We start from the raw sequence: 19586 nt of genomic DNA on the forward strand, positions 1-19586 counted from the left end.
GGTCAGGCGGTCCGGGTGGGCTCGGGGTACGCCGGATGGGCAGCCACCAGCTCGCGGACCCCGGCGGCGATCTCCGCGGTGCGGGCGCCGTCGGCGTCCCGGATCGCGGTGCCGATCAGCGAGGCGATCGACTTCATGTCGCTCTCGACCATCCCCTGCGTGGTGACCGACGGGCTGCCGACCCGGATGCCGGAGGCGACCGACGCCGGCTGCGGGTCGAAGGGGATCGCGTTCTTGTTCAGCACGATGCCGGCGGCGTCGCAGCGGGCCTCGGCCACCTTGCCGGTGACCGGCTCACCCGCGGTGTCGGTGACCTCCCGCAGGTCCAGCAGCGCCAGGTGGGTGTCCGTGCCGCCCGCGACCGGGCGCAGACCCTCGGCGGCCAGGCCCTCGGTGAGCGCCTGGGCGTTGGCGACGACCTGCCGGGCGTAGACCTGGTACTCCGGCTGCAGGCACTCCTTGAGGTTCACCGCCTTCGCCGCGATCGCGTGCATCAGCGGACCGCCCTGCATCATCGGGAACGCGGACTTGTCGATGGCCGCGGCGTGCTCGGCCTTGCAGACGATCGCGCCGCCCCGCGGGCCGCGCAGCACCTTGTGCGTGGTGAAGGTCACGACGTCGGCGTAGGGCACCGGCGAGGGGATCGCCTTGCCGGCGACCAGGCCGATGAAGTGCGCGGCGTCGACCATGAAGACCGCGCCGACCTCGTCGGCGATCTCCCGGAACGCGGCGAAGTCGATCAGCCGCGGGATCGCCGAGCCGCCGGCGATGATCAGCTTCGGGTGGTGCTCGCGGGCCAGGTCGCGGACCTGGTCGTAGTCGATGTGCTCGGTCTGCGGGTCGACGCCGTACTGCACCGCGTTGAACCACTTGCCGGAGAAGGAGACCTTGGTGCCGTGGGTCAGGTGCCCGCCGTGCGGCAGCGCCATGCCCAGCAGGGTGTCGCCCGGCTGCAGGAAGGCGCCGTAGGCGGCCAGGTTCGCGCTCGCCCCGGAGTGCGGCTGCAGGTTGGCGTGCTCGGCGCCGAACAGCTCCTTGGCGCGGGCGATGCCCAGCTCCTCGGCGCGGTCGACGACCTCGCACCCGCCGTAGTACCGGCGGCCGGGGTAGCCCTCGGCGTACTTGTTCGACAGCGTGCTGCCCAGCGCGGCGAGCACCGCCGGGCTGGTGAAGTTCTCGCTCGCGATCAGCTGCAGGCCGCTGCGGAGCCGGTCGAGCTCGTCCACGACGACGCCGGAGATCTCCGGGTCGAACGCCGCGAGGGCGTCGAAGTCGGGCCCCCAGTACGGGGTGGTGGCGGGGGTGCTCATCAGAGGTGCACTCCTGCGGCTCGGTACGGGTACCCGCGCGCGCCGGGACTGGACGGGTGCGCGGCTGTCGCACCACGGTATCGCTCTGACACTGCGGTCCTCCGGACCGCACCGCGGCCAATTGCCGTTCCCGGCTCCCGCTGAGCCGCTGGGTGCGATCCCGGCGGGACCCTCCGGGCCCGCGCCGACCTCGCACAGCGGTGCTCCGCACCGCGGGTCCGTGACATCGCGGTCCTGCGGACCGCACCGCGGCCAATTGCCGTTCCCGGCTCCCGCCGAGCCGCTGGGTGCGATCCCGGCGGGACCCTCCGGGCCCGCGCCGACCTCATACAGCGGTGCTCCGCACCGCGGGTCCGTACCCCGTCCCCCAGTCCCGGGCGGCCGCTCTGGTCCTCCGTCAGTCCGTGATGCCGGGGACGACCTCGCGGAGGCGGTCGAGGTCGATCGCGCCGAGGCGGAGCACCCGCGGGGTGGGCGCGGTGCAGTCGACGATGGTGCTGGCGGCCGAGCCGGTGCGGGAGCCGCCGTTCAGGACGACGGCGGCGTGGTCGCCCAGCTGGTACTGCGCCTCGGCGGCCGAGGTGGCGGCCGGGCGGCCGGAGCGGTTGGCGCTGGAGACGGCGAGCGGTCCGGTGCGGCGCAGCAGGTCCCGGGCGACGTCGTCGTCCGGCAGCCGGACGGCGACCGTGCCCTCCGCCTCCCCCAGGTCCCAGGCCAGCGACGGCGCGTGCTCCACCACGAGGGTCAGCCCGCCGGGCCAGAACGCCTCGGCGAGGTCGTGGGCGACCGGCGGGAGCACCGCCACCAGCCCGGACAGCGTCGTGGCCTCCCCGATCAGCACCGGCACCGGCATGCTGCGGCCGCGGTTCTTCGCCGCGAGCAGCCGGGTGACCGCCGCCGGGGTGAACGCGTCGGCGGCGACCCCGTAGACGGTGTCGGTGGGCAGGAGGACCAGCTCGCCACGGGACAGCGCGCCGGCCGCGGCCGTGAGGCCGGCCTCGCGCTGGTCGGGGTCGCTGCAGTCGAAGACGTCGGCCACGGGTCCGCAGTCTCCCCCACCTGGGGTGCGGGGCGTGCGGGGGTGGGGTCTGCCGGTGGCCGTGGTCCTGCTCGCCGTCACCGGCTGCGGGACGTCGTCGCCCGGGCAGGACGGGCCGGTCAACCCGGTCCCGGCCGCCGGCTCCCGGGTGGACTACCAGCTGGGCGGCGCCTCCGACCCCGCGCCCGGTGCCACCGGCGTCGTCCGCGACCGCACCGACGACCCGGTGCCCGGGCTCTGGTCGGCCTGCTACGTCAACGCCTTCCAGACCCAGCCGGGCAGCTCCGACTGGCCCGAGGACCTGCTGCTGCACCGGGCGGACGGCGACCGGGTGGAGGACCCGGGATGGCCCGGCGAGCACCTGGTCGACACCTCGACGGCCGAGGCCCGCGCCCGGGTGCTCGCCGTCGTCGGCCCCTGGATCGACGGCTGCGCCGCGGCCGGCTTCGACGCCGTCGAGCCGGACAACCTGGACAGCTGGACCCGGTCCGCCGGGCTGCTGGACGCGGACGACGCCGTCGCCATGGCCGGCTTGCTGGTCGACCGGGCGCACGCCGCCGGGCTCGCGATCGCGCAGAAGAACGCCCCCGAGCTGGCCGACGACGACCTCGGGTTCGACTACGCGGTCGCCGAGGACTGCGCCGCGTTCGACGAGTGCGCGGTCTACACCGACGTCTACCCGAGCGTGCTGGACGTCGAGTACACCGACGCCGGCTTCGCCCGGGCCTGCGGGCTGTCCGACCTGAGCGTGCAGCGACGCGACCTCGACGTCACCCGGCCCGGCGACCCGGGCTACGTCGCGGCGTGGTGCCCCGCGCGCTGAGCCGTCGTGTAGCGCGGCCGGCCGACGAGGTCGGGGTTGTCGGCGACGCCGGTCCACCCGCCGGCGCTGCGGACCAGGGCCGGCAGCGCGCCGCCCTGCTGGTCGGCGTGCTCGATGCCCAGCCACCCGCCGGGTCGCACCAGCCGGGCCGCGGTGACCAGCAGACCGCGGACGACGTCCAGGCCGTCCGGGCCGCCCCACAGCGCCAGCGGCGGGTCGTGGTCGGCCACCTCGCGGGGCAGCCGGGCGTCGTCGGGGACGTAGGGCGGGTTGGAGACGACGACGTCCACCGCGCCGTCGAGCTCGCGCAGCAGCCCGGGATTGGTCATGTCCCCGGCCAGCACCTCGACCGGGGTGTCGCCGGCCGCGGCCCGGGTGCCGGCGTTGAGCCGGGTCCACTCGATCGCCGCGGTGTCCCGCTCCACGGCCACCACCCGGGCGCCTGGGTGTTCGGCGGCCACCGACAGGGCGATGGCCCCGGAGCCGCTGCCCAGGTCGACCACGGTCGGCGCGGTCAGGCCGGCGATCCGCTCGAGCACCCAGCCGGCGATCTGCTCGGTCTCCGGGCGGGGCACGAACACACCCGGCCCGACGGCGAGCTCCAGGTGCCGGAACGGCGCGGTGCCGGTGAGGTGCTGCAGCGGCACCCGCGATGCCCGCTGGTCCAGCAGCCCGGCGAACCGGCCGGCCCCGTCGGCGGGCACCTCGTCCAGCGTCAGCAGCCGGGCGCGGGGCACCCCCAGCGCGTGCGCGAGCAGCAGCTCGGCGTCCACCCGGGGCGACTCGACGCCGGCCTCGGCCAGCCGGCGGGCGGCCTCGGTGAGCAGGGTGCGTGCGCTCAGGAGCCGGCCGCCAGCAGCTCGGCGGTGTGCGCGGCGGTCAGCGCGTCGAGCACCGGGTCCAGCTCGCCGTCCAGCACGGCGTCCAGGTTGTGCGCCTTGAAGCCGACCCGGTGGTCGGAGATCCGGTTCTCCGGGTAGTTGTAGGTGCGCACCCGCTCGCTGCGGTCGACCGTGCGCACCTGGCTGCGCCGCTGGTCCGAGGCGGTCGCGGCGGCCTCCTCGCGGGCGGCCGCCAGCAGCCGCGACCGGAGCACCCGCAGCGCGGACTCGCGGTTCTGCAGCTGGCTCTTCTCGTTCTGCGAGCTGACCACGATGCCGGTGGGCAGGTGGGTGATCCGGACGGCGGAGTCGGTGGTGTTCACGCTCTGCCCGCCCGGTCCCGACGAGCGGAAGACGTCGATCCGCAGGTCGTTGGGGTCGACGCTGACGTCGACCTCCTCGGCCTCGGGCAGGACGAGCACGCCGGCAGCGGAGGTGTGGATCCGGCCCTGTGACTCGGTCACCGGCACCCGCTGCACGCGGTGCACACCGGCCTCGAACTTCAGCCGGGAGAAGATGCCCTCGTCGGTGCGCGACTTGATCGCCACCGCGACGTCCTTGTACCCGCCCAGCTCGGCGTCGACGGCCTCCAGCACCTCGGTCGACCAGCCGCGGCGCTCGGCGTACCGCAGGTACATCCGCAGCAGGTCACCGGCGAACAGCGCGGACTCCGCGCCGCCCTCCCCCGCCTTGATCTCGAGGATGACGTCCTTGTCGTCGTCGGGGTCCTTGGGCAGCAGCAGCTCGGTCAGCCGGGCGGTCAGCTCGGTGACCGTGGCCTCCAGCTGCTCGGCCTCCCGGGCGAAGGAGGCGTCCTCGTCGGCGAGCTCCCGGGCGGTGCCCAGGTCGTCGCGGGCGGCGTCCAGGGCGCGGACGGTCTCCACCACCGGGGCGAGCGCGGCGTAACGCCGTCCCAGCCGGCGGGCGCGGCCGGCGTCGGCGTGCACCGCTGGGTCGGCCAGCTCGGCCTCCAGCTCCCGGTGCTCGGCGAGCAGGCCGGCGAGCCGGTCGCCGCCGGTCTCGGCACTGCTCACGGGCACTCCTCGTGTGCTTGATCGCGCGAAAGCGCGGGAGGTGCAGCGGGCGGACATGACGACGGCGCCCGCGCCGCCCCGGTGCAGGGCGGCGCGGGCGCCGTCGGGAGTGCTACTTGTCGGCGGGAGCGCCGGCGTTGCGCTTGCCGAACCGCTTCTCGAAGCGGGCGACGCGGCCACCGGTGTCCAGGATGCGCTGCTTGCCCGTGTAGAACGGGTGGCAGGCCGAGCAGGTCTCGACGGTCATGGTGCCGCCGGCCGCCGTGCTCTTGGTGGTGAACGTGTTGCCGCAACCGCACGTCACGGTGGTGACGTGGTAGTCCGGGTGGATGTCGGCCTTCATGCCGGTGCACCCTCTCTCTGGTCTCAGGATCTGTGGTCAGGACGCCGCAGCGCAGAGCGCGGCGCAGGCTCGATCGCCCAGTGTACGGGCTAGTCCTTCTCGCCCACGCCGAGCGTGGTCTTCTGCACCTGCATGAGGAACTCGATGTTGTTGCGGGTCTTCCGCATCCGGTCGAGCAGCAGCTCCAGCGCCTGCTGGGGCTCCAGCGCCGACAGCACCCGGCGGAGCTTGATCACGATGGCCAGCTCGTCGGGCGAGAGGAGGATCTCCTCCTTGCGGGTGCTGGAGGCGTTCACGTCGACGGCGGGGAAGACCCGCTTGTCGGCCAGCCGCCGGTCCAGCTTGAGCTCCGCGTTACCGGTGCCCTTGAACTCCTCGAAGATGACGGTGTCCATGGTGGACCCCGTCTCGACCAGCGCCGAGGCGATGATCGTCAGCGAGCCGCCGTTCTCGATGTTGCGGGCGGCACCGAGGAAGCGCTTGGGCGGGTACAGCGCCGTGGAGTCGACACCACCGGACAGGATGCGCCCGCTGGCGGGGGCCGCCAGGTTGTAGGCGCGGCCGAGCCGGGTGATCGAGTCGAGCAGGACGACGACGTCGTGGCCCATCTCGACCAGGCGCTTGGCCCGCTCGATGGACAGCTCGGCGACCGTGGTGTGGTCGGCCGGCGGCCGGTCGAAGGTCGAGGCGATGACCTCGCCCTTCACCGAGCGCTGCATGTCGGTGACCTCCTCGGGCCGCTCGTCGACGAGCACGACCATGAGGTGGACCTCGGGGTTGTTCGTCGAGATCGCGTTGGCGATCGACTGCAGCACCATCGTCTTGCCGGCCTTCGGCGGGCTGACGATGAGGGCGCGCTGGCCCTTCCCGATGGGCATGACCAGGTCCATGATCCGGGTCGTCATCAGGTGCGACTCGGTCTCCAGCCGCAGGCGCTCCTGCGGGTAGAGCGGCGTCAGCTTGGTGAACTCGGGGCGGTTGCGCGCCTGCTCCGGGTCCAGGCCGTTGACCGAGTCCAGCCGGACCAGGGCGTTGTACTTGTCCTTGCGCTCGCCCTCGCGGGGCTGGCGGACGGCGCCGGTGATCGCGTCACCGCGGCGCAGGCCGTAGCGGCGCACCTGCGACAGCGAGACGTAGACGTCGTTCGGGCCGGTGAGGTACCCCGAGGTGCGGACGAACGCGTAGCTGTCCAGCACGTCCAGGATCCCGGCCACCGGCAGCAGGACGTCGTCCTCGCTGACGGTCGGCTCGCCCTGCTCGAACCGCTCGCGACCGGCGGGGGCGTTGCCACCGCGGCGGTTGCGGTCCCGGTAGCGGCGACCCCGGCGGCCGCGGCCGCCACCGTCGAAGTCGTCGTCGTCCTCGTCGGTGCGCGTCTCGGGCCGGGGCTCGTTCCGGGTCTCGCTGCGGCCGGCGTCGGTGCGGTTGCCGTCGCGGCCGCCGTCCCGGGGGCCGTCGCTGCGGTTGCCGTCGCGGGCACCCTCGGTGCGGTTGCCGTCGCGGCCACCGTCCCGGGGGCCGTCGCTGCGGTTGCCGTCGCGGCCACCGTCGTTGCGGTTGCGGCCGCCGCGGTTGCCGCTGGGCTCACCGTCGCCGCGGTTGCGACCGCCGCGCTCCTCGCCGTCCCGCTCGGCCCGGTTGCCGTCGCGGGGAGCACGCTCCTCGCGCTCGGCGGTCTCGCGGGGGGCGCGCTCGGCACCGTCGCGGGGCGCACGCTCCGCGCCGTCGCGGGGGGCGCGCTCGCCGGCCTCGCGGGGTGCCCGCTCGGCGCGGTCCCGGTTGCGGCCGCGCTGCGGGCGCTCGGTCTCGGCCGGGGCCTGGGTCACGGTCTCGGCCGGGGCCTCGGTCGGGGCCTCGGCGGACGGCTCCGCGGGCGCGACGGACGCGTCCACGGCCGGGGTCTCGACGGCGGCGTCCGCGGTCGGGGCGCCGGCGGGGCGGCTCGCGCCACGGCGGCGACGGCCGGTCGGAGCGGTCTCGGCAGCCGGCTCGGCGGCCGGGGTGTCGGTGGCCGGACCGGTTGCGGTCGGCGGCGTCACGGGGGTGCCGTTGGCGCCCCCGGAGACCGGGGCCTCCAGCGGCGCGGACGACGGGGTCTCCTCGGTCCGGGGGGCCGGCGCGGCGGCGGCGCCGTCGGACCCGCCCACCTGCCGCTCGGAGATGGCGGCGACGAGGTCGCTCTTGCGCATCTTCCCGGTGCCCGGGATGCCGAGTTCGCCGGCCAGGCGCTGCAGCTCGGGCAGCAGCATCCCGGACAGCCCGCTGCCACGGCGGCGGGAACGGGGAGCCGTCCCGGCGGCGGCAGCTGCCTCGTCGGACGGGGCGGTGCTCGCGCCGTCGATGAGGTCGGTGGTCTCGCTCACGTACAGGTCCTTCCCTGCGGTGACCTGCGCCTACCAGCGCAGGAGGTGACCCGCTCCCGCACGGCGCGAGCCCGGAGTTGGACTCGGCGCGGTGATCAGGAGTGGCGGGTCTGTGGATGCGAGGCGGTCCAGCGGCGACGGATCGCGGCGAACTCCCCGCGTGAGGCCAGCCCGGGGGCGGCTACGGAAGCCAGCCTAGACACAGGCCGACATCGTCCACAACACAGTCCCTCGCAGGTGTGTTCCGGACGGTCAGAACGATACAGGATCGTGATCAGCACCCAGCGGGACGACGACCGCGCCGGTGTGGTCGACCCGCAGCGGCCGGCACTCCCAGCCCTCGGGCGTGTGCCGCCGCAGCGCCCTGACCTCGGCGGCCGAGCCCGGGTCGCCGACGTGCTCGTCGTGATCGAGGACGGCGAGCGTCAGGACGCACGGCCCCGCGCCGGAGACGACGGCGGCGTGCCCGTCGGCCCGCAGGGCGGCCAGCAGCGCGGCGCTCTCCGGCATCGCCGGCGCCCGCTGCGCCTGGTGCAGCCGGTCCTCGGTGCCCTCGAACAGCAGCGCGGGCTCACGGGTCAGCGCGTGCACGAGCAGCGCCGAGCGCCCGGCGGCGTGCGCGGCGTCGGCGTGCGGCACGACCCCGGGGAGCAGCCCGCGCGCCACGTGCGTGGACAGCGTCCCGCTCGGCACGAACAGCACCGGGGCCACCCGGGGGTCGACGGTGAGCCGTTCGGCCCGCGCGCCCGACGACGTCGTCCAGGACAGCGTCGCCCCGCCCAGCAGGCAGGGCGCGACGTTGTCCGGGTGGCCCTCGATCTCCGAGCACAGCCGCAGCACCGCCGCGTCGTCGACGCCGGCGACGTCCGGGCACAGCGACCAGGCCGCCAGCACGCCGGCGGTCACCGCGGCGGCCGACGAGCCCATCCCCCGGCCCTGCGGGATCCCGTTCCGGGCCGACAGCCGCAGGCCGGCCGGCGTCCAGCCCAGCTCGGCGCAGGCCGCCCGGAACGCCTGCACGACCAGGTGCCGCTCGTCGGTCGGCAGCTCACCGGCCCCGGCACCGGTGACCGCGACGTCCAGGCCGCCGTCGGTCACCTCGACGTCGACGGAGTCCCAGCAGGACAGCGCCAGCCCGGCGCAGTCGAACGCCGGACCGAGGTTGGCACTGGTCGCCGGCACCCGGACGCGGACGGCTCGGGTCACTCAGAGGCCCAGCTGCGCGGCGGCCGCGGCGGAGTCCACCGGGATGGTGACCGGCGCCGGGGCGCCGGAGATCGCCCACTCGGGGTCCTTGAGGCCGTTGCCGGTGACGGTGCAGACCACCCGCTGGCCGCGCTCGAGCCCGCCGGCCTCGGCGACCTGCAGCAGCCCGGCGACCGACGCCGCGGACGCCGGCTCGACGAAGACGGCCTCGGTGCGGGCGAGCAGCCGGTAGGCGGCGAGGATCGCTCGGTCGGTGACCGCGTCGATCCGGCCGCCGGAGTCGTCCCGGGCGGCCAGCGCCTTGGTCCAGGACGCCGGGTTCCCGATCCGGATGGCGGTGGCGATCGTCTCCGGGTGCGGGACGACCTTGCCGGACACGATCGGCGCGGCACCGGCGGCCTGGAAGCCCCACATCCGCGGCGTGCGCGTGGCCGGGCCGTCCGCGGCGTACTCGCGGTAGCCCTGCCAGTAGGCGGTGATGTTGCCGGCGTTGCCGACCGGCAGGCAGTGCACGTCGGGGGCGTCGCCGAGGACGTCGACGATCTCGAACGACGCCGTCTTCTGCCCCTCGATGCGGTACTGGTTCACGCTGTTGACCAGGCTCACCGGGTAGTCGATGGCGAGCTTGCTGGCCAGCGCGAGGCAGTCGTCGAAGTTGCCCTCGACCTGCAGCAGCTTGGCGCCGTGCACCAGCGCCTGGGCGAGCTTGCCGGTGGCGATCTTCCCCTGCGGCACCAGCACGGCGCAGACCAGCCCGGCCCGGGCCGCGTACGCCGCGGCGCTGGCGCTGGTGTTGCCGGTGGACGCGCAGATCACCGCCTGCGCGCCCTCCTCCACGGCCTTGGTGATGGCCATGGTCATGCCGCGGTCCTTGAACGAGCCGGTCGGGTTCGCGCCCTCGACCTTGAGGTACACCTCGCAGCCGGTGCGGCGGGACAGCTCCGGTGCGGGCACCAGCGGGGTCGCGCCCTCCTGCAGCGTGACCACCGGCGTCGAGGCGCTCACCGGCAGCCGGTCCCGGTAGGCCTCGATCAGGCCAGGCCAGTACGGCGAGACGGCACCTCGCAGGGTGTGTGCTCCGGTCATGACAGCCCCTCCCGGCACGGTCGTCGGGCCGGGGTCGGCAGGCGGCCCGGCACAGCGTCGCGAATCCTACGGGCGACGGTGCGCCGCCCAGCCGCGGTCAGGCCAGGCCCTCGACCCGCAGCACGCTGGTCACGGCCCGGACGGCGTCCATCTCCCGCAGCCGGGCCACCGTCGCCGACAGCGCGGCGTCCGGTGCCCGGTGGGTGACGATGACCAAGGTGGCGGCCTCGCCGTGCCCGTCCTGGCGGACGGTGGCGATGCTGACGCCGTGGGCGGCGAACTCGTGCGCGACGGTCGCCAGCACGCCCGGCTTGTCGGCGACGTCGAGGCTCACGTGGTACCGGGTCGGGGTGTCGGCCATCGACCGGACGGTGAGCCCGGCGTAGCCCGTCGTCCCCGGGCCGGCCGCGCCGCTCACCCGGTTGCGGGCCACCGCCACCAGGTCGCCCAGCACGGCGCTGGCGGTGGGCTCGCCGCCGGCTCCGCGGCCGTAGAACATCAGCTCACCGGCGGCCTCGGCCTCGACGAACACGGCGTTGAACGCGCCGCCGACCGAGGCCAGCGGGTGGGTGGTCGGGATCATCGCCGGGTGCACCCGCACGGCCACCCCGTCGTCGGCACCGTCGGCCCCGGCGACGCGCTCGCAGATGGCCAGCAGCTTCACCGTGCAGCCGATCTCCGCCGCGCGGGCCACGTCGGTGGCCGAGACCGCGGAGATGCCCTCGCGGTACACGTCGGCCGCGGTGACCGGGGTGTGGAACGCCAGCGAGGCGAGGATCGCGGCCTTGGCGGCGGCGTCGAAGCCGTCGACGTCGGCGGTCGGGTCGGCCTCGGCGTAGCCGAGCTCGGTCGCCTCCGCCAGCGCCTCGCCGAAGCCGGCACCGGTCTCGGCCATCCGGGACAGGATGTAGTTGGTCGTGCCGTTGACGATGCCGACGACGCGGCGGAGCTGGTCGCCGGCGAGCGACTCGCGCAGCGGCCGCAGCAGCGGGATGGCGCCGGCGACGGCGGCCTCGTAGTACAGGTCGACCCCGGCCTGCCCGGCCGCGGCGTGCAGCGCGACGCCGTCCTCGGCCAGCAGCGCCTTGTTGGCGCTGACCACGGACTTCCCGGCGCCGATGGCGGCGAGCAGCAGGCTGCGGGCCGGCTCGATGCCGCCGATGACCTCGACCACCAGGTCGACGTCGGGCCGGGTGACCAGCCCGTGCGCGTCGGTGGTGAGCAGTTCGGCGGGCACCTCGGGGTGGTGGTCGGGACGGCGGACGGCGACCCCGGCCACCTCGACCCGCCGGCCGATCCGGGCGGCGAGGTCGTCGGACTGCTCGGTCAGCAGCCGCAGCACGGCACCGCCGACCGTGCCGCAGCCGAGCAGGGCGACCTTCAGGGAGTCGCTCACGAGGTGGCTCCGACCGCGGGCTGGGAGGGCGCCACCGACGGCGCGGGGACGTCGGCGAGGACAGCGTCGAGGGCGAACACGTCGGACAGTGTCTGCCGCCGCACGATCTCGGTGGCCACCCCGTCCCGGACGGCGACCACCGGGGGCTTCAACAGGTAGTTGTAGTTGCTCGCCATCGACCAGCAGTAGGCGCCGGTGGCGGCCACCGCGAGCAGGTCACCGGGGACGACGTCGGCGGGCAGCCACAGGTCGCGGACCAGCACGTCGCCGCTCTCGCAGTGCTTGCCCACCACCCGGCACAGCGCCGGCGGGGCGTCGGAGCTGCGGTTGGCCAGCACGCAGGTGTAGCTGGCGTCGTAGAGGGCGGTGCGGATGTTGTCGCTCATCCCGCCGTCGACCGACACGTAGTTGCGCACCAGCGGGGCGCCGGGGGTGCCGCCGGCACCGAGCCGGACCGGCTTGATGGTGCCGATCTCGTACAGCGTCACCGTGCCGGGCCCGGCGATGGCCCGGCCGGGCTCGACCGCCAGCCGCGGCACCGGCAGGCCGAGTGCCGCGCACTCGGCGGCCACCACCGAGCGCAGCCGGGTGGCGACGTCGGCGGGGGTGACCGGGTCGTCCTCGGCGAGGTAGGCGATGCCGAAGCCACCGCCGAGGTTGAGCTCGCCGAGCAGCTCGCCGGTGGCCTGGTGGACCTGGCCGAGCAGCCCGACCACCCGGTGCGCGGCGGCCTCGAAGCCGGCGGTGTCGAAGATCTGCGAGCCGATGTGGCTGTGCAGGCCGGTCAGCTGCAGCGCCGGCTCCCGGATCACCCGCACCGCCGCGGTCAGCGCGTCGCCGGTGGCCAGCGAGAAGCCGAACTTCTGGTCCTCGTGGGCGGTGGCGATGAACTCGTGGGTGTGCGCCTCGATGCCGACCGTCGAGCGGATCAGCACCGGCACCGGCGCACCGCCCGCGGCGACCCGGGCCGCGGCCAGCGGCACCAGCCGGTCGATCTCGTCGAAGGAGTCGAGCACCACGTGGCCGATGCCGGCGTCGACGGCCAGCTGCAGCTCGACCAGGGACTTGTTGTTGCCGTGCAGCGCGATCCGCTCGGCGGGGAAGCCGGCGGCCAGCGCGACGGCGAGCTCGTTGCCGCTGCAGGCGTCCAGGTGCAGGCCGTCGTCGGCGATCCAGCGGGCGACCTGGCCGCAGAGGAACGCCTTGGACGCGTAGTGCACGTCGGCGTCGGCGAACGCGTCGGCGAAGTCCGCGGCCCGGCTGCGGAAGTCGGCCTCGTCCAGCACGAACAGCGGGGTGCCGTGCTCCCGGGCCAGCTCGGTGACCGGCCGGCCGGCCAGGTGCAGCTCGCCGTCGACCCGGCGGGCCGACCGCGGCCAGACCGCGGGGTCGAGCGCGCCGAGGTCGGCCGGGGCGGGGCCGGCCGCGGGCGGCGGGGCGATGTTGCCGTGCAGCGGACCGGCCGGGTGCGCCCTCACATCCGCTCCGGGGCGTGCACGCCGAGGACGTCCAGGCCGTTGCGCAGGACCGTTGCGGTCGCCGCGCACAGCCAGAGCCGGGCCGTGGTCAACGGGGTCGCCTCCTCGTCGCCGCGCGGCAGCACCCGGCAGGCGTCGTAGAAGCGGTGGTAGGTGCCGGCCAGCTCCTCCAGGTAGCGGGCCACCCGGTGCGGGGCGCGCAGCTCGGCGGCGGAGGCGACGACCCGGGGGAACTCGCCGACCGCCCGCAGCAGGTCGCTCTCGCGCTGCTCCGCCAGCAGCGAGGTGTCGACGTCGCCGGCCTCGCCCAGCACCAGCCCCAGGTCCGCCGCACCGCGCAGCAGCGAGGAGATCCGGGCGTGCGCGTACTGGACGTAGAAGACCGGGTTGTCGTTGGTCCGCCGGGTCCAGGCGTCCAGGTCCAGGTCGATCTGCTGGTCGACCGAGGCCCGGGCCAGCGCGTACCGGGCCGCGTCGGCGCCGATCGCGTCGACCAGGTCCTCGAGGTTGACCACCGTGCCGGCCCGCTTGCTCATCCGCACCGGCTCGCCGTTGCGGACCAGGTTCACCAGCTGGCCGATGAGGATCTCCAGGTTCACCGCCGGGTCGTCGCCCATCGCCGCGACCAGCGCCTTGTACCGGCCCACGTAGCCGGTGTGGTCGGCCCCGAGCATGATCACGACCCGGTCGAAGCCGCGCTCCCGCTTGTCCAGGTAGTAGGCGCAGTCGGCGGCGAAGTAGGTCGGCTCGCCGTCCCGCTTGACCAGCACCCGGTCCTTGTCGTCGGCGAAGTCCGTCGTCCGCAGCCACACCGCGCCGTCGGCCTCGTACACGTGCCCCTGCTCGCGGAGCCGGGCCACCGCCTTCTCCAGCGCGCCGCTGTCGTGCAGCGTCTTCTCGGAGAAGTAGGTGTCGAAGACCACGCCGAAGCCGGCGAGGCTGCGCTTGATCTCGGCGAACATCAGCTCGACGCCGCGGACCCGGAACCGCTCCTGCTGCTCGTCCTCGGGCAGCTCGAGTACACCCGGCTCGGCGGCGACCACCTCGGCGGCGATGTCGGCGATGTAGTCGCCGGCGTAGCCGTCCTCGGGCACCGGCCGGCCGTGCGCGGCCGCCATGAGGCTCCGGGCGAACCGGTCGATCTGCGCGCCGGCGTCGTTGAAGTAGTACTCCCGGGACACCTGGGCGCCGCTGGCGGTCAGCAGCCGGCCGAGCGCGTCACCGACGGCGGCCCAGCGGGTGCCGCCGATGTGCACCGGGCCGGTCGGGTTCGCCGAGACGAACTCCAGGTTCAGCCGCTGCCCGGCCAGGGTCTCGGTGCGCCCGTACGCCTCCCCCGCGGTGACCGCGCGGACGGCGATCGCGCCGAGCGCGTCCTTGGCCAGGGTGATGTTGAGGAAGCCCGGGCCGGCGACGTCGACACCGGCGATGCCGTCGACCGCGCGCAGCTCGGCGGCGAGCACCTCGGCCACCTCGCGGGGGGGCCGGCCGGCCGCCTTGGCCAGCCGGAGCGCCACGTTGGTGGCGTAGTCGCCGTGCTCGGGGTTCTTCGGCCGGTCGATGACGACCTCGGCGGGGACGTCGACCGCGAGCACGCCGCGTTCCACGGCCGCCGCGAGTGCGGACCGGACGACGTCGCTGAGCTGCTCGGGTGTCACCGATCCAGCGTACTGAGCGGCGCCCACCACATCCCGGCCCGTACCGCCACCCCACCCGCCCCGCCCGCCCCAGAGGGCCACGACCGCCGGGTCCGCACAGCTCGCCGACCTACACTCGCCCCGCCGGCCAGGTGGCCCGGCCCGGTCCGGGGCGCCCCTGCCCCGGTCGCGGAGGTGCAACGAGGAGCGGCAGTGGCCAAGGACCCCAAGCCCGAGAACGGCCGCCCGACGAGCGGCCCGTCCCGTCGGGGGTCCGGCGCCAGCAGGGCGACCGGGCAGCGCCCCGGCCAGGGCGGCCGCACCCGCCCGCCGGCCAACGTGGTCAGCCCGCAGCGGCCGTGGGGGCTGATCGCCGCGGCGGTCGCCGTCGTCGTCTTCGCCGCCGCGGTCATCACCTACGCCGTCGTCCAGGTGAACCGCTCCAACGCCGACAAGGTCACCTCGGCCGACCAGATCGCCGACCTGCGGACCTTCGACTACGCCAGCGGTCAGCAGCACGTCACGACGCCGGTGACCTACACCGAGTCCCCGCCGGTCGGCGGCCCGCACGACCCGGAGTGGGCCGACTGCACCGGCACCGTCTACGACGTCGACATCCGGCACGAGAACGCCGTCCACTCCATGGAGCACGGCGCGACCTGGATCGCCTACGACCCGGACGCCATCAGCGACGACGACCTCTCCACGCTGCAGGACCTGGTCGACGGCCGCTCCGGCCTGCTGCTCTCCCCCTACGCCGGGCTGGGCTCGACGATCAGCCTGCAGTCCTGGAACCACCAGCTGTCGGTGGACTCGGCGACCGACAAGCGGGTGCAGCAGTACGTCGACTTCCTGACCTTCAACGGCGACTTCTACCCCGAGGTCGGCGCCAGCTGCGAGAACCCGACGTTCATCAGCAGCCCGCTGGTCGTCGGTGACAGCAGCCGCGGGGCCACCTCGGCCGCGACCGACGCGCCGACCACCGAGACCCCGGCCACGGACGCACCGACCTCGACCGGCCCGGCCGCCACCGGCACCCCGGCGCCCTGACGGCCACCCCGACCGTGGACGACGCAGCCGTGGACGACGCAGCCGAGGACGGGGTCGAGCGGACCCCCGCCGGGCGCCGGCCGCGGTCGTGGCTCACCGCGCTGCTGGTCACGGTCATCGCCGCGGGGCTGCTGGCGCTGGGCGGCGGGCTGGCGGTGGCGCTCGGCATCGGGCGCACCGACCAGCCGGCCGCGGACTCGGTCGACGCCGGGTTCAGCCGGGACATGTCCCGGCACCACCTGCAGGCCGTGGAGATGGCCAACCTGGCGGCCGGCCGCAGCACCGACCCCGAGGTGCTGCTGCTGGCCTTCGACATCGCCTCGACCCAGACCAACCAGGCCGGCCGCATGCAGGGCTGGCTGACGCTGTGGGGCCTGCCGCTGACCAGCGGCGACACGATGGGCTGGATGGACGACGGGGCGATGGCCGGGCACGACATGTCCGGGATGGCGGCCGCCGACGGCGCGGTCATGCCAGGCATGGCGACCGAGGCCGAGCTGGCCGAGCTCCGCTCGCTGCAGGGCACCCCGTTCGACGTCCGCTTCCTGCAGCTGATGATCCGGCACCACCAGGGCGGGCTGGAGATGGCGGAGTACGGCCGGCAGCACGCCGGTGAGGCGGTCGTGCGCGGCCTGGCCCGGTCGATCGCGGAGACGCAGACGGCCGAGACCACGACGATGGAGCAGATGCTCCGGGCCCGCGGCGGCGCCCCGCTGCCGGCTCCCTGACCCCCCGCCGGCGGAGCAAGCCCGGCTGGTAACGTCTTCCGGGCGCCGAGCACGACAGGCGCCAGCGATGACGAGCCCCCGTAGCTCAGGGGATAGAGCACTGCCCTCCGGAGGCAGGGGCGCAGGTTCGAATCCTGCCGGGGGCACCCACAGCCCAGGCTCGCACCGCACACACCGCCCGCCCGGCCCCTCGGCCGCGGCGGGCGGCGTCGTCTCCGGTCAGCCGGCGTGCACCCGGCCCGCGGTCACCTCGAACCGCCGGGTGGTGTGCACCGCCTCGAGCATCCGCCGGTCGTGGGTCACCAGCAGCAGGGTGCCCGGGTAGTCGGCCAGCGCCTGCTCCAGCTGCTCGATCGCCGGCAGGTCCAGGTGGTTGGTCGGCTCGTCGAGCACCAGCACGTTCACCCCCCGGGCCTGCAGCAGCGCCAGCGCAGCCCGGGTCCGCTCCCCCGGCGACAGCGTGCCGGCCGGGCGCAGCACGTGGTCGGCGCGCAGGCCGAACTTGGCCAGCAGGGTGCGCACCTCGGCGTCGGGCAGGTCGGGCACCTCCGCGCCGAAGGCGGCGACCAGCGGCTGGTCGCCGAGGAACAGACCCCGCACCTGGTCGACCTCGCCGAGCCGGACCCCGGGGCCGAGGGACGCCGTCCCCTCGTCGAGCGACACCCGGCCCAGCAGCGCGGCCAGCAGGGTGCTCTTGCCCGAGCCGTTGGCGCCGGTGATCGCCACCCGGTCGCCCCAGTCGACCTGCAGGTCGACCGGGCCGAGGGTGAAGCCACCCCGGCGGACGACGGCGCCCCGCAGCGTCGCCACCACCGCACCCGCCCGCGGTGCGGGGGCGATCTCCAGCCGGAGCTCCCACTCCTTGCGCGGCTCCTCGACCACCTCGAGCCGCTCGATCCGGCGCTCGGTCTGCCTGGCCTTGGCCGCCTGCTTCTCCGACGTCGCCCGCATGTGCGCCCGGATGTTCTTGTCCGGCTCGTTGCCCTGCTTGCGCACCGCGTTGCGGACGCCCTTGGCCATCCAGTTCCGCTGCATCCGGGCTCGGTCCTCCAGGCCCGACCTGGTGTCGGCGAACTCCTCGTACTCCTCGCGGGCGTGCCGGCGGGCCACCTCCCGCTCGACCAGGTAGGCCTCGTAGCCGCCGTCGTGGACCCGGACCAGCTGCTGGGCCAGGTCCAGCTCGACCACCCGGGTGACGGTCCGGGCCAGGAACTCGCGGTCGTGGCTGACCAGCACCACCCCCGTGCGCAGGCCGGACACGAAGCGCTCCAGCTGGTCCAGGCCGGCCAGGTCGAGGTCGTTGGTCGGCTCGTCGAGCAGCAGGACGTCGTAGCGGCTCAGCAGCAGCGAGGCCAGCCCCACCCGGGCCGCCTCCCCGCCGGAGAGCCCGGTCGTCGGCGCGTCCAGCGCGACACCCGGGGCGACGGAGGCCACCACCTCCTCCGCCCGCTCGGGCAGGTCGGCGCCACCGAGCGCCAGCCAGCGCTCCAGCGCGTCGCCGTAGCCGTCGTCCGCTCCGGGGGCTCCTGCGGTCAGCGCCTCCAGCGCGGCGTCCATGGCCACCTGGGCCGCGGCCACGCCGGTGCGCCGGGCCAGCGCGTCCAGCACCGTCTCCCCCGGCCGGCGCTCGGCCTCCTGCGGCAGGTAGCCCACGGTGGCCAACGGCGGGCTGAGCGAGATCTCACCGGCCTCGGCCGGGAGCACCCCGGCCAGGGTCTGCAGCAGGGTGGACTTCCCCGCGCCGTTCACCCCGACCAGGCCGACGACGTCACCGGGGGCGACGACCAGGTCGAGGTCGGTGAACAGGACGCGGGCGCCGTGACCGGCGGCCAGGCCGCGGGCGAGCAGGGTGGCGGACACCCGTCCATCGTGCCGACCACTCCCCGGCGCCGGGTCACGCGGTCCCGGCAGCGCTCCCGCTCACTCTGCGAACGGCCCGACGGCGTCCGGCGACTCCTCGTCCCAGGCCCCGCTCGACGGCTCGTCGGCCCCGTCGGTGAGCACGTCGTCGGCGATCTCGTCGAGCAGCTGCTCGAAGGAGGCGACCCCCGGGGCGACGTCGGCGTCGGCCTCGCGGCGGCGGACCAGCCAGGGCTGCAGCTGGTCGTAGCCGCGCACCGACACCCGGCGCAGCGGCCGCACCCGGTAGCCGGGCAGCCCGCGGAGCCGCCGGGCCAGCTGCTGGTCGACCAGCACGGTGGAGGGCCGGGCCAGCGAGGTGAGCCGGCTGGCCAGGTTGACCACCGGGGAGTAGACGTCGCCGAGCCGGGTGAGCACCGGGCCGAAGGCGGCGCCGACCCGCAGCGGCGGCCGGTCCGGGGCGTTCCACTCCTCCGGGAGGCGCAGCGCGATCTCCACCGCATCGGCCGCTTCCTCGCAGGTGAACAGGACACCGTCACCCACGGTCTTGACCACCCGGCCGTGGTGCCGGGCGATGAGGTCGGCCACCAGGCCCTCGAAGTCCTCGACCATCGTGCCGAGCTCCCGGCCGCCCATGCCGCGGCTGCGCGAGGTGTAGCCGACCAGGTCGGCGAAGCCGACGGCCAGCTCCCGGCGGTCCACCGTCCCGGGGGCGGCCAGGAAGAGCCGGTCGGCGTTGGCCGCCAGGTGCCGGCGCCACACGTAGTCCTGCAGCTCGCGCATCAGCGGCAGCAGCTCCTCCGCCGAGCGCACGACGCCCTCCTCGACCGCCCGCTGGGCGTCCGGTCCGCCGTGCGCGGGGTCCAGCAGCAGGGCGGCGATCATGTCGGTCTGCCAGTCCGCCAGCCGGGACAGCGACTGCCCCATCGCCCGGGCGATGGAGGCCTCGGCCCGCGGGTCGACGAAGCCGGTGTCGATCAGCGCCGAGAGCCGGGCGAGCGCGGCGACGTCGGCATCGGTGAAGGCCGCGTCGTCGTCCGCGACGTCGGCGAAGCCGAGGGCCCGCCACAGCCGCTGGGTGCGCTCGGGGGGCATCCCGGCGAGCGCGGCCACCTGGGCGCGCGTGTAGCGGCGCGGCCCGTCGAGCAGCAGCCGCTCCAGGCTCTCCCGCGGGTCGGGGTCGGCTCCGGGCCCAGGTCGCTCCCCGTCGGGCACCGGGCCGTCGGCCACCCGTCGGGAGGCGTCCACGAGCCCGCAACCTACCCGTCATCCGGCGCCCCGGGTGTGCGCGGGGTCACCGGACCGCGCGCGCCCGTGCGGTCGCGTGCTGGCCGTCGAGGGGCTCGATACGC

The 19586-nt window shown here is 75.2% G+C and carries 16 protein-coding genes and 1 tRNA gene; 4 read left to right on the forward strand and 13 right to left on the reverse strand.

Annotated elements, in window-relative coordinates; translation table 11 throughout:
- Positions 1-2 precede the first annotated feature (2 nt).
- Together MODMU_RS21500 and MODMU_RS21505 are read right to left on the reverse strand one after the other, a co-directional pair.
- On the reverse strand, positions 3-1310 hold the full coding sequence (locus MODMU_RS21500) for a serine hydroxymethyltransferase (protein ID WP_014742494.1): 1308 nt from the start codon (positions 1308-1310) through the stop codon (positions 3-5).
- Between the two features lie 397 nt (positions 1311-1707).
- Positions 1708-2349: an L-threonylcarbamoyladenylate synthase gene (locus tag MODMU_RS21505; protein ID WP_014742495.1), complete on the reverse strand. Its 642-nt coding sequence runs from the start codon at positions 2347-2349 to the stop codon at positions 1708-1710.
- Positions 2350-2404: 55 nt separating this feature from the next.
- Between MODMU_RS21505 and MODMU_RS21510 the strand changes: the two genes are divergently transcribed.
- Complete coding sequence (locus MODMU_RS21510; protein ID WP_014742496.1) at positions 2405-3172, forward strand: endo alpha-1,4 polygalactosaminidase; 768 nt, start codon at positions 2405-2407, stop codon at positions 3170-3172.
- Here the strand turns inward: MODMU_RS21510 and prmC are convergent.
- From prmC to argS, 9 genes are all read right to left on the reverse strand, one after another.
- Complete coding sequence (gene prmC / locus MODMU_RS21515) at positions 3142-4014, reverse strand: peptide chain release factor N(5)-glutamine methyltransferase (protein ID WP_041795522.1); 873 nt, start codon at positions 4012-4014, stop codon at positions 3142-3144. The genes MODMU_RS21510 and prmC overlap by 31 nt on opposite strands.
- Positions 4011-5087 (reverse strand): peptide chain release factor 1, encoded by a 1077-nt coding sequence (prfA, locus tag MODMU_RS21520; RefSeq protein WP_014742498.1) that lies wholly within the window; start codon positions 5085-5087, stop codon positions 4011-4013. The genes prmC and prfA overlap by 4 nt, the downstream gene beginning before the upstream one ends.
- 112 nt (positions 5088-5199) lie before the next feature.
- Positions 5200-5430 carry a 50S ribosomal protein L31 gene (gene rpmE / locus MODMU_RS21525; RefSeq protein WP_014742499.1) on the reverse strand — a complete coding sequence of 77 codons (231 nt, stop codon included), beginning with the start codon at positions 5428-5430 and terminating at the stop codon, positions 5200-5202.
- Between the two features lie 89 nt (positions 5431-5519).
- Complete coding sequence (gene rho, locus MODMU_RS21530) at positions 5520-7793, reverse strand: transcription termination factor Rho (protein ID WP_014742500.1); 2274 nt, start codon at positions 7791-7793, stop codon at positions 5520-5522.
- Between the two features lie 252 nt (positions 7794-8045).
- Complete coding sequence (thrB, locus tag MODMU_RS21535; RefSeq protein ID WP_041795524.1) at positions 8046-8999, reverse strand: homoserine kinase; 954 nt, start codon at positions 8997-8999, stop codon at positions 8046-8048.
- A complete protein-coding gene (gene thrC, locus MODMU_RS21540; protein WP_014742503.1) occupies positions 9000-10085 on the reverse strand; it encodes a threonine synthase in 1086 nt (361 codons plus the stop codon). It abuts the gene before it with no gap.
- Positions 10086-10182: 97 nt separating this feature from the next.
- A complete protein-coding gene (locus tag MODMU_RS21545; RefSeq protein WP_014742504.1) occupies positions 10183-11481 on the reverse strand; it encodes a homoserine dehydrogenase in 1299 nt (432 codons plus the stop codon).
- A complete protein-coding gene (gene lysA, locus MODMU_RS21550; protein ID WP_014742505.1) occupies positions 11478-12959 on the reverse strand; it encodes a diaminopimelate decarboxylase in 1482 nt (493 codons plus the stop codon). The genes MODMU_RS21545 and lysA overlap by 4 nt, the downstream gene beginning before the upstream one ends.
- Positions 12956-14617: an arginine--tRNA ligase gene (argS, locus tag MODMU_RS21555; protein WP_014742506.1), complete on the reverse strand. Its 1662-nt coding sequence runs from the start codon at positions 14615-14617 to the stop codon at positions 12956-12958. The genes lysA and argS overlap by 4 nt, the downstream gene beginning before the upstream one ends.
- Before the next feature lie 192 nt (positions 14618-14809).
- Between argS and MODMU_RS21560 the strand changes: the two genes are divergently transcribed.
- From MODMU_RS21560 to MODMU_RS21570, 3 genes are all read left to right on the forward strand, one after another.
- Positions 14810-15646 (forward strand): thioredoxin-like domain-containing protein, encoded by an 837-nt coding sequence (locus tag MODMU_RS21560; protein ID WP_014742507.1) that lies wholly within the window; start codon positions 14810-14812, stop codon positions 15644-15646.
- Between the two features lie 29 nt (positions 15647-15675).
- On the forward strand, positions 15676-16374 hold the full coding sequence (locus tag MODMU_RS21565; RefSeq protein ID WP_041795526.1) for a DUF305 domain-containing protein: 699 nt from the start codon (positions 15676-15678) through the stop codon (positions 16372-16374).
- Positions 16375-16448: 74 nt separating this feature from the next.
- Positions 16449-16520: transfer RNA gene (locus tag MODMU_RS21570), tRNA-Arg, on the forward strand.
- A 73-nt stretch (positions 16521-16593) separates the two neighbouring features.
- Here the strand turns inward: MODMU_RS21570 and MODMU_RS21575 are convergent.
- Both MODMU_RS21575 and MODMU_RS21580 read right to left on the reverse strand, forming a co-directional pair.
- Positions 16594-18234 (reverse strand): ABC-F family ATP-binding cassette domain-containing protein, encoded by a 1641-nt coding sequence (locus tag MODMU_RS21575; RefSeq protein ID WP_014742509.1) that lies wholly within the window; start codon positions 18232-18234, stop codon positions 16594-16596.
- Between the two features lie 60 nt (positions 18235-18294).
- Positions 18295-19482: an adenylate/guanylate cyclase domain-containing protein gene (locus tag MODMU_RS21580; RefSeq protein ID WP_014742510.1), complete on the reverse strand. Its 1188-nt coding sequence runs from the start codon at positions 19480-19482 to the stop codon at positions 18295-18297.
- Between the last annotated feature and the right edge of the window lie 104 nt (positions 19483-19586).

This window comes from Modestobacter italicus (assembly GCF_000306785.1).
Classification (GTDB): Bacteria; Actinomycetota; Actinomycetes; order Mycobacteriales; family Geodermatophilaceae; genus Modestobacter; species Modestobacter italicus.